The organism is Synechococcales cyanobacterium T60_A2020_003 (assembly GCA_015272205.1).
Lineage (GTDB): Bacteria > Cyanobacteriota > Cyanobacteriia > RECH01 > RECH01 > JACYMB01.
The window spans coordinates 1-10,184 of the sequence record JACYMB010000264.1 but is presented as its reverse complement, the minus strand read 5'-3'; the positions used below and the strand labels follow the sequence as shown (position 1 = coordinate 10,184).

General features: G+C 53.5%; 11 protein-coding genes. 5 read left to right on the top strand and 6 right to left on the bottom strand.

Going from position 1 to position 10,184, the window contains the following annotated elements; genetic code table 11:
• On the top strand, positions 1-765 hold a 765-nt coding region (locus IGR76_13245), incomplete at its 5' end, for a hypothetical protein (protein MBF2079444.1).
• Between the two features lie 3 nt (positions 766-768).
• Here the strand turns inward: IGR76_13245 and IGR76_13240 are convergent.
• The 4 genes from IGR76_13240 to IGR76_13225 form a co-directional block, all read right to left on the bottom strand.
• Positions 769-1,563 carry a tryptophan-rich sensory protein gene (locus IGR76_13240; protein ID MBF2079443.1) on the bottom strand — a complete coding sequence of 265 codons (795 nt, stop codon included), beginning with the start codon at positions 1,561-1,563 and terminating at the stop codon, positions 769-771.
• A 90-nt stretch (positions 1,564-1,653) separates the two neighbouring features.
• On the bottom strand, positions 1,654-2,115 hold the full coding sequence (locus IGR76_13235; GenBank protein ID MBF2079442.1) for an NUDIX domain-containing protein: 462 nt from the start codon (positions 2,113-2,115) through the stop codon (positions 1,654-1,656).
• 320 nt (positions 2,116-2,435) lie between these two features.
• Positions 2,436-2,864, bottom strand: coding sequence for a photosystem I reaction center subunit II (locus IGR76_13230; GenBank protein ID MBF2079441.1), 429 nt, complete (start codon positions 2,862-2,864; stop codon positions 2,436-2,438).
• Positions 2,865-2,975: 111 nt separating this feature from the next.
• A complete protein-coding gene (locus IGR76_13225) occupies positions 2,976-4,682 on the bottom strand; it encodes a hypothetical protein (protein ID MBF2079440.1) in 1,707 nt (568 codons plus the stop codon).
• 159 nt (positions 4,683-4,841) lie between these two features.
• Between IGR76_13225 and IGR76_13220 the strand changes: the two genes are divergently transcribed.
• Positions 4,842-5,198 (top strand): iron-sulfur cluster assembly accessory protein, encoded by a 357-nt coding sequence (locus tag IGR76_13220; protein ID MBF2079439.1) that lies wholly within the window; start codon positions 4,842-4,844, stop codon positions 5,196-5,198.
• Positions 5,199-5,364: 166 nt separating this feature from the next.
• Positions 5,365-5,784: a hypothetical protein gene (locus tag IGR76_13215; protein ID MBF2079438.1), complete on the top strand. Its 420-nt coding sequence runs from the start codon at positions 5,365-5,367 to the stop codon at positions 5,782-5,784.
• A gap of 148 nt (positions 5,785-5,932) precedes the next feature.
• Here IGR76_13215 and IGR76_13210 read toward each other — a convergent pair whose 3' ends face one another.
• Both IGR76_13210 and IGR76_13205 read right to left on the bottom strand, forming a co-directional pair.
• A complete protein-coding gene (locus IGR76_13210) occupies positions 5,933-6,562 on the bottom strand; it encodes a Crp/Fnr family transcriptional regulator (GenBank protein ID MBF2079437.1) in 630 nt (209 codons plus the stop codon).
• 144 nt (positions 6,563-6,706) lie between these two features.
• Positions 6,707-8,818 (bottom strand): flavin-dependent dehydrogenase, encoded by a 2,112-nt coding sequence (locus IGR76_13205; GenBank protein ID MBF2079436.1) that lies wholly within the window; start codon positions 8,816-8,818, stop codon positions 6,707-6,709.
• Between the two features lie 165 nt (positions 8,819-8,983).
• On the opposite strand from IGR76_13205, the gene IGR76_13200 reads away from it, so the two are divergent.
• On the top strand, positions 8,984-9,217 hold the full coding sequence (locus IGR76_13200) for a hypothetical protein (GenBank protein ID MBF2079435.1): 234 nt from the start codon (positions 8,984-8,986) through the stop codon (positions 9,215-9,217).
• 94 nt (positions 9,218-9,311) lie between these two features.
• Positions 9,312-10,049, top strand: a complete 738-nt coding sequence (locus IGR76_13195) for a rhomboid family intramembrane serine protease (protein MBF2079434.1) — start codon at positions 9,312-9,314, stop codon at positions 10,047-10,049.
• Positions 10,050-10,184: the final 135 nt, after the last annotated feature.

Here is a 10,184-nt window from a genome sequence, read left to right as displayed (position 1 = left end):
GCCCAAGCGACCCAACTGATCCAGCGTGCGGCAGCAAAAACGGTGCGGATTTTGGATGTGTGCTATGGACTGGGCTACAACACCGCCGCTGCCCTGGAGACCATCTGGGCGGTGAATCCCACTTGTCGGGTTGAGGTCGTCGGTTTGGAACTGGATGCGACGGTGCCCCTAGCGGCGATCGCCCCTCCGCTTTTGGAAAGCTGGTCTAGTCCAGTACAGCATGCCTTACGGGCGATCGCCCAGGATTACGGGTGCGAATGGCCAAATCTTCAAGCGAAACTCTGGATTGGCGATGCGCGGCAAACGATTCAGCAGCTCGCCCAAACCGGATTTGTGGCGGATGCTATTCTGTTCGATCCCTTTTCGCCGCGTCGCTGTCCCCAACTTTGGACCGTGGAATTTTTTCAGCAGGTGGCCGCTTGCCTTTCGCCAAAGGGAACCTTAGCCACCTATTCCCGCTCGGCGTCCGTTCGTGCCGCCATGCAGGAAGCCGGACTCCACATCGGCACCCTGCCCCTTACCGATGCTGACCATTTACCCCATGAATGGTCGCAGGGAACCGTTGCCCAGCATCATGCCGCCGAACTGATTCCTCTATCCGTGATGGAGCAAGAGCATCTACGCACCTGTGCCGCTATTCCTTACCGTGATCCGACGTTGGCCGATTCTGCCGCCGAAATTCTGGCTCGCCATGCGCAGGAACAGCAGCAGGCAACCGATCGCGAATCCACGTCGAACTGGCGACGACGCTGGGGCATTCAGTGAGCGCTAGATCCGCGACCGTGGCACGTTGGTTGGGTAGATCAAGGTTGAAACGGCGATCGCCAGTCCCAACCCAATCGCTACCCCCCACGCCGTCCAGGCGATCGTGGGAATTGCTGCCTGTCGGAGGGCGATCGCCACTGCCGCCCAAATCACAACCCCAGGAAACGCGATATCGCGGTATTGACAGAGTAAGACAAGGGCGATCGCCCCACTCACGACCAGCATCACCGCTGTCCACACCGCAGGTGCAAGGCCACCGCCTGTCCAACCGACGCTATAGAGGGCGATCGCCCCGTTGACTACGGTGGCCACGGAAATCCAGCCCAAATAGATACTGAACGGCAGATTCATCAACTGTCGATCGGCTCGTGTGAGGCGTTCTGCCCGCTGGCATTGGAGGTAGACCATGATCAGTGAAACCAAAATCGCGATCATAGCGACCAGCGATCCGACAAACAGGCGTGAGAGAAACAGGTACACCCAGACAATCTGAGCGACGCAGGCAGCAATCACCCACGGACGAATGGGGGTGAGGGTGGAGTTAGAGCGTTGGGCAGGCGCTACTTGATAGGTGCCAAAGGCAAAGAGCCCCAGGTAAATGACCCCCCAAATGGCAAAGGCATAGTTAGCCGGGGTGATCAGGACGTCAGCGAACATTGTGTTGGATAGTTCACCAATGCTCATCCCGTTGAGGGGGTAGATATTGGAGAGAACATTGACGATAAATGTACCCACAATTGCCGCCAGTGTTAGCCAGGGCATCAGGATCGAAGATTTTGGGGACGGAGTAGAGATCATCGCAAAAGGGGCGATCGCGCCGAAATGACTTTCTTTCATCCTAGAGAAAATCGTCGTAATTCTCCTCTATCTCTCTTACGAATGACGCCTCTACCGTTCGGTATCAAAAAGCTCAGGGATATAGCGTGGACTCAAAAAGTAGCGCCACGAGTGGGAAAGGGGAAAGTTAAGGCTAGGACGATGCCAGAAATAGAAAAATCGCAGGCCCGCATCCGAACCATTGCCGTGAACAACGTGAACCCATTCATCGGGGGTTTCCGATACGGTTTTCAACAAAAAACAGTGGCGGCGACTCGTGTTACCCGTATCCAGCCAGCACCGCTCAAAAACTCCCAATTTGCGGACAATTGGTAGGTTGGTCAGCCCAGTTTCCTCATGAATTTCGCGATGAAGGGCTTGTTCTAGCGATTCTCCGGGATCGACCCCTCCGCCCGGTAGCTGAATCGAATCCTTTTCCCGATCCAAAGGGCGAAACATCAGCAACTCGTAACGGGAGTTGCGATTTTGACGCAGAATAAAGGCGGCAACTCGGTCGGAAACTTTGGATTCCATACAGACGTTGAAATTCTGTTGAGGTTCGATCGGCGGTGTTTATCCGTTAACTTCATCAGTACCCCTCGCAATCTCGCATTAGGGGTCTTGAAGCGTTTGTAGAAAGCGTTTGTAGATGCTCGGCAAGGGCTGATGAATGGGGGTGCTTAGTATCACTATGACTCAATTCTGAGGATTGGTCAGCATCACAAATCACGAAAAATGGGGCGATCGCCCAACCAACCGCGCATTAAAAAACGGAGATGGACTAATCCACCTCCGTCTATAACTATCGAAAAGGACTTTAAATGTACTTCCCAAGATTTGCCAAGGGTGGCAAGTTAAGGTTCGTAGGTGGCTTTCCCACTAAACTTAACGGTTGCAGGTTCGGGGTTGCTGCCAATATTGCGAGGAACGCTATTGACAGGGCCACGACCCTCATTCACCTTCTCAGGGAATACACCATCCGCCGGATGGAGATACTGAGTTTCCCCCGATGGGAAAATTCGGTAAATTTTGTAGTCCTCGATTCTAGGCTTAAATTTGGTTCGAAGCTGCCGTCCCAGTGCTAGGCACTGTTCTTTACGAGCGAGATACAAAAGATTCTCTCCCTCGTTCATAACGGCTGCTCCGCCCGTAGGCATTTCAAACACCTGTTCCTTAGAACTGGTCCAGGTAATTGCGTACTTTTCTTCGGTTTCGGCCTTGGTCAGCAAGCCGCCAGTGCTGCCGCCAAATTTAGGAGTTTGTCCAGTAAGCGCTTCTGTCATGAACTTTTCTCTGAACAGTTTTCCGAAATCCTATCATCCAGATTTGACCCATATCGAAGTTCGTTCAGGAACTGTTACAGTTCTTCAGACGATGATTGCGATTTGTGACAATTAGAACTGAGGCATGAGTTTCAGGGGGCCTAAACCGAGGTCTTTCCCGGTGAGCGATCGCACCTCGTACAGCGCCATCATGTCCTGGGGGCCTGGGTTTCCGCGTGCTGCCCCCGTAACGCCACGGGCAATAATCAAACCGCAATGCCCTTTGGTTTTCTTACAGCGCTGATCCCATTTTTTGCGGGCTTGGATATGGGTCGCTTCATCGGCATCAAACTCGCCAAAGAGGTGCATATCGCCATCTTCGGTTTGGATAATGCCCAAGTCGTACCGAATTCCAGAGTAAGGGTCTTCTCCTGGGTTAAAGGCGATCGCCTTAACGCCCTCAGCCTCTGTCAACGCCTCAATCAGTTTTTGCGCTTTGGGACGAGATGTTTGGATCATGATCACGGGAAATCCATCGGCGGTGGTGGGAAACTTCTTCTCGGCCTTTTGGTGATGCTTGACCGTCATCCGAACAATATCCAGCACGTCCCAGGGAATAGAACCCAGGCTATAAAATGCACCTTCAGGAAGCAGGTCATCCCGAAGGGCGGGCATACTGGGCGGAACCGGAAAGCCAGCCGACATCAAAAGTTCTCGCAGCGTGTCCAGGTTATCCAACAGGCCTTCCCCGTCTTCCTCGGAAGGAGCCATTGCCTCTAGTTCCGCCGATAGATCGGGCATCGTGGATACAGTCACCGATACGGTTTTCTTCGGCTGGATGGGATCAGGAATGCGATACGTGCCGCTCTTTTTCGGGAAGCGATCCATATCCAGGCTAGACAAATGCTTCTGGAAAAAGCGATTTAGGGCATCCAGGGCAATGGACAGGATCGCAGCTTCTTCGGCATACAGCGTTTGGCGCATGCCCTCTAAGGGATGCAAAATCCCAAAGGACGGCATCATCCCGGTTACGCTCATGGCCTCTTGGAGTTCCTCAAGGCGATCGCGCTCCTCCGGTGACTCGGCAGCAAACAGTTCTGCTTCGTCCACAGGTTCATAGTTCATGAAAAAGCAGTCCTGTTCTAAAAAGGCTTCCTCCATCGCCATGGGGGTCGCGCCCGGACGCAGAATCTTCTCACGGAATGATTTTAAGGACTCTACCGAACGGTAGAGCAGTACGCCGTATTCTTCCCCCAGCATCCCCAGCAGTGAAACGTAGAGCGTGCCCACATCTTCGGAATCAAGCTCAACGGCAAACGTCTTAGCATCATCCAAATTTTGCCAGGGAGCCGTTGCCCAGATGTCGCGGGCGGCAGTGAGGAGCGGAACCGCGTATCCTGCCGGAAGCTGGATCGGTTCGGCGGTGCCCAAAAAACTTTGAAGGCTTTGCTGAATTTCGTCAATGATCGGCAAGTCAGCGGCGTACTCGACGGCAATCTTCAGGTCTTGCAACACCCCGCGCAGGTAAAACTGAAGCTCGCGATCGCGCACCACGATCTTCTGGGGACGACCGGGCGTCGCAGGCGGGTTCGGGGATTCCATTGCTCGCAGTAGGGCGCGCACCACCGCTTCGTAGCCCGTTTCGGCAGACACCATTTCGAGCGATCGCACCACGGCATCACTGCCATCGACCCACAAAATGCAGTCTTTAGGAGTATTTTCAGGATCATCTTTGATCTTGATAGCAGGGGATAAGGCACAGCGATCGCCTTCCCATACATTAGGGGTCTGCGGTAGTTTCTGGAGTCGGCGCGAGGTAGAACGGTTAAGAGAAGTCATAAAGCCAGGTAGGTTTGAAGGCGTGCTGTGCCCTAGTTATACCGCAAGCAAAAGAATAGTCTGTGGAGTGCGGCGGCAATTTTCAATCATCAAACGAATACAAGCAGAGCCATGAATCCGTTACCATTAGAATAGTAAAAAAAGGAGTTGTTGGCACAAATGACACAGGCAACCCCATCACAGCAACGCGGCATCATGATGTCGGACGCCGCTCTGAAGCATGTCTTGGCGCTCCGAGAAGCTCAAGGCAAGGATCTCTGCCTGCGCGTAGGGGTTCGGCAGGGGGGATGTTCGGGCATGTCCTACATGATGGACTTTGAAGACCCCAACAATATTCGTGAAGACGATGAAGTATTTGACTACGATGGCTTCAAGGTCGTCTGCGATCCCAAAAGCATGTTGTACCTATACGGGCTGATGTTGGATTACAGCAACTCCCTGATCGGTGGCGGATTTCAGTTTACGAATCCGAATGCGAGTCAAACCTGCGGGTGTGGCAAGTCCTTCACCTCTTAACGAGCAACCCTGCACCTGCATTGCCCGAAGATCCAAGTCCGCACAGGTTTTGTCCTGAAAAAACCTGTGCGGTTGTGCTGTGGGTATCGTCCGAAGAGATAAGATGGTTTAGGTTACGGGGTTTATGCCTCGCCAAACGTCTACACAACGCTAAATTCGACGGTTCATGACTCAAACTATTGACGAATTATTTGACCACGGCCTTGAGCGCTACCAGGCTGGAGAGTCTCCTGATACCTTGATTCCACTCTTTAAAGAGGTGTGTGAGCGATCGCCCAAAAGTAGCTCGGCTTGGACGTGCCTTGCGTGGCTTTACCTTCTGGATAGCAAGCCCACCCAAGCCTATAAAGCCGCCTCCAAAGCGGTGAAGATCAATCCCCAAGATCCCCAGGCACGGGTGAACCTTGCGGTGGCCATGCTGGAAACGGCGAAGACAGGCGTGCGGGCACACGTTGAAATCGCGACTCAAATTTGCATGGCCTCGGAGGAATTGCGCGATGAAGTTCAGAATAACTTTGAGGATGCCCTCACTCGGAAGCCGAACTGGAAAAGCATGATCCGAGTCCGTGACTGGATTTTTGGTTAAGTAGAAACCGGAGCGACACTTAACTAACGTTTAAGTCTGCAAAACGCCATACCGCGTTGGGTGGCCTAGGATTCTGGTGCAAAATAGACGTGAAACGCATCCGGTGCGATGCCTGCCGCTAGAGCATGGGTTGGACTGCGTTGGTTCGCTAGTTCTGCAAATCCCGCATGATCATATGCCGATTTGGATCCATCGCAAGCCATCCCTCCGCTTTGAACGCACTGAGTAGGCGCGTTACAGTGACGCGAGTTGTGCCAATAGCATTAGCCATTTGTTGATGCGTCAGGCGCACCGAAAGGCGAGTGCCTCCGTCCACCGCTTGGCCGACCTGTTCCTTAAGCAAGTGCAGAAAATGGCGCAGACGATCCTCCACGCGACGATGCCCAACCAATGCCAGAATCGCTTCCGTTTGCTGAATGCGACGCATGGCCTGCCGGAAAATGCCGACTGCTAACTCAGGGGACTGTTCAACTTCGTAGAGTTTGAGGCGCATGACATCAACATCCGTTAAGGCCTGAGCCTGATAGGGACGAATGAGGGTGAGGGGCATGCCAAAGGGCATGGAAGGACAGGCTAGCCCAAGTAACGCCTCGTCGCCACTGTCGTAGAGGGTGCCGAGCTGAACAATGCCGCGACAGACGATCACAACCTCATCGGGATAAAGGTCAATCATCTGCCCAGAACTGTAGGGGAGGAGCGTACGCCCCTGATAGAGGGTTTCTAAAATTTGACGAAGATCGGGCTGCGGAGATGCCTCAAAAATTGGGGCGTAAATCATGGCATCTATATCCAATGTATGCAACATCACACACTACGATAGGTTTGCAATGTCAGCATTGGGTAATCTCCTGATTTAGTCCAGGTTAAAGTTCCATTAACATCGGGTTTACGAATAAAATTAAAGACGAATCTGACCGCTCGATCACGAATCTTGAACGTTTTCCAGGGTGGGCGATCGCCCCATTCTTTCTGGCTCAGCCCCAGCGACTTGCTGTAAGGGGAGGTTCAGCTTGGCGGGACGTCCTAATCCATCGGTGACAGCGTAGGCGCGGGCTAGGAGCCAAAACCACAGCGCGGGATACTGCTTCTCGCACCAGGGCTGAATCCGCAGGGTGAAATTCGGTAACCACCCCAAAAGCCAGCCCATCAGTGCGGTGACGGTAAAGGTGAGGTAACTCCTCATCCAGCGCACCATATCCCGGGGGCCTGCCAGTTCCCAGATCCAGAGCAGAAGTGCCGGATTCTGCCAAGCCGCCGTCAGAGCCATCCGATTAAACCCTAACCAACTTACCCGATCTTTGACGAATTGGTCGGCAATCTCTGGAGGTTCGCTCGCCAAAATGCCAAAGAAAGTGTTCAGCATGGCGTTGATCCGTTGAGGGGCGATTGCCCGTCCGGTGGGCACCATCATGCCTTTGGAAAAGAGCCAAGTGACGGCAATGTTGCTCTGGTAGGCGCGAATTTGATCCAGGTACTTGGCCGCAAGCAAATCATGACGGAGCGCCGTATCGAGCAGATGGGTTAACCGCGACAAATTGCGCACCAGAGAGCCAAACCCGGTAAAGACCAAGGGAGACTGTAACGACGCGGCATCCCCAATGGCAACCAAGCGATCGAAGGCCACCTGGCGATCGCGATCGCTGGTGCTGAAGTGTCCCGGAATGTAGCCAAAGGTCGCTTTCTTCCAAACCAGGTGATCCATGTCGCAGCGGCGATACTCTGGCAGGATCGTGAAAAAGTCTTCGTACATCTCCAGAAGGGAGCCTGGATTGTCGGGATGGACTTGATGGTAGTGGAACAGGTAGAAGGTGAGTTCGTTCCCTTTGCCCGGAAACAGTTCCCAGATTAACTGCCGTCCCCGCGAGATGTCCCCATGACTATTCAGCACATCCCCATAGCGAGAATCCCAAACCCCCGGTTCAAAACCGCCATCGATCACGGCTCCCACCGTGGGACAAACGCTGTCAAAGGCTCGTCCACCGTTGAGCTGCCACGCAATCGGGGAGGCGGTGCCCATGGCATCTACGAGTAGGCGACCCTGGGCGCTGCGATCGCCTCCATCTGCACCAACGGCGTGAACAACCACTCGTTCAGCCGAAATATCCGCCTGCTTAAACTCCGTTTCATCCCAAATCTCGCCCCCGGCAGCCCGCAGTTTCTCCCCGCACAGGCGCAGCAGCTTTTCCGAATCGAGCGCGATGTTGAGCACCGTGGGCGTATGGAGAATCGGAGCTTTGGCTTGGGGCGGATTGTTGGCATCAAAGAATTTGTGGAATCCGTCCTCGTACTCGCAGGCAATCAGCCCTTCAAATTCGCTAGGGGTAAACAGGCCAAGATCGATCAGGCTTTGAAATTCTTGTCGAGAAATGTTCCACTCCCGATTCATCCGCCCAAAGGGGAGCCGCTCGACGAGCAGCACCCGATATCCCCGCTGCGCCATCACCGCTGCATGGATCACACCCAACGCGCCACCGATATAGATGAGGTCGTACATCGGCGTGGTGAGGTTGGGCAGGGTGGCCTCCGAGACTTGCTGCACAATTGGCGTGGGCGTTTGGGGATTACGGACGCGATCGCGCCATCGTTGCTCCCACCAGTAGGCGCGGGTGAGGTCGTACTCGCCATTCGGAAACCGCTGAAAAAAGGCTACGGTTTTAGGGTAATAGGGCGCTAGGGCTTCAAAAATCGAGTGCTGGGATAAGTCAATGACCGGAGGTGCGGGATACTGAGGCGGAAACGCGGTGCGGATACCCTGAGTGAGGTGCTGTAAAATTTGTGCCTCTTGGGGTGCGGGTTGGGTCGCCCATCGAAATACTTTGAGATAGGTTGTGCGCTGTACCGACCAGATAACGATCGCCAACTCATCCGGTAATTCAGCGCTTCCTGACCGAGTAGACGAGGCCGGGAAGACCAGACGCAGGCCGCTCGGTGTGGGATGGGGTTGCCCTGCGAATGGCTTATAGGTTGTGTGGAGCCATTGGCAAACCGCGTCGCTAGCTGCGGTGGGAACCTCGATATACAAAACCTCTCGCATGTTAATGTGGCAAACTCCAAAAAATTGGGTCTAAAGATGATCTCAAACGATATAAAAGTGCGTTACACTTCCGTTTACATTGAAAACCCTTAAAAAAGTTTACAAAACTTTGATCCCTATGAAGGACAGTCTGAGAGCCAGCTATCGTCCGTTGATGTTCTAAATATGAATTATCCCATCCCAGAGAACCTAGAAGAAATAAGTGCACTGCGCCACAAACCTGTAGACAACGATCTGGTAGCTGCGGCGATCGCTGGCGTGATTCAGATTGCGCGATCGCAAGGTCAGTCCTTAGATGATCTGACCGCTGAGGTGTTGATGGATCACCAGCTTCTCGATCCGCAAATGCGCTGTCTGCTCAATGACATTCTGGTGCAGGCTTGGAAGGAACTACCCTAGGGGTGGGCGAGAGGTCGTTCTTACGATAGAAAGGCATAACCTCCAAAATCCAGTACGCTGCAAAGAGATGTTTATTGCATTGAGATAGCCACCCGTGGTTCCGCTGAAAGACTTTAACCCGATCCGAATTACGCCCTACGTGACCTATGCACTGATTGCGCTGAATGTGGTGGCGTTTCTGTACGAAGCGTCGCTGCCGTCCGAGGCTCTCACAGAATTCTTTGAGGCCTGGGCCGTGGTTCCCAAAACCTTAACCCAGAGTTTAGAACTGTCGGGCGGCATGACGGAGTATAAGATTCGCGAATGGACAACGCTAATCACCTCTCAGTTTCTCCATGCCGGATTGCTCCACCTGGGCGGCAACATGCTTTACCTTTGGATTTTCGGCAATAATTTGGAGGAGCAGTTGGGGCGGGTGCGGTTCCTCTTTTTCTATCTGACCTGTGGAGTCCTGGCGGGCTTAACCCAATGGTACTTCTCACCGTTTTCAGAAATTCCATCGCTGGGGGCCAGTGGGGCGATCGCAGGCGTCATGGGGGCATACATCCTTCGCTATCCTAGGGTGAATATTCTGACTCTGATTCCCATCGGTATTTTCATTACAACGCTGCGAATTCCGGCCATTCTCTTTTTAGGCTTTTGGTTCGTACAGCAAGCGCTCTATGGCTTAGTCAGTCTGGATGTCACCACAAATGTGGGCATGCAGGGCGGCGGCATTGCCTACTGGGCGCACGCAGGCGGATTTGTCTTTGGGGCGATGTTAGGGCCGATCCTCGGTTTATTTGATGAGGTGACTGCAGTACAGCCTCGTAATCGAGGCAATGTTTCCTAGCGCGTAGCGCGTAGGACGAGCTAGGACTATTGCTGATCCCACCTATGGATTAACGTCAGTTCGGGATAAGAGAGGGGCAGGTTAGAGAGGCTGAAAGTGCTAAGTTTTCCCCCCTTGACCTGCCCCATGTTTAGT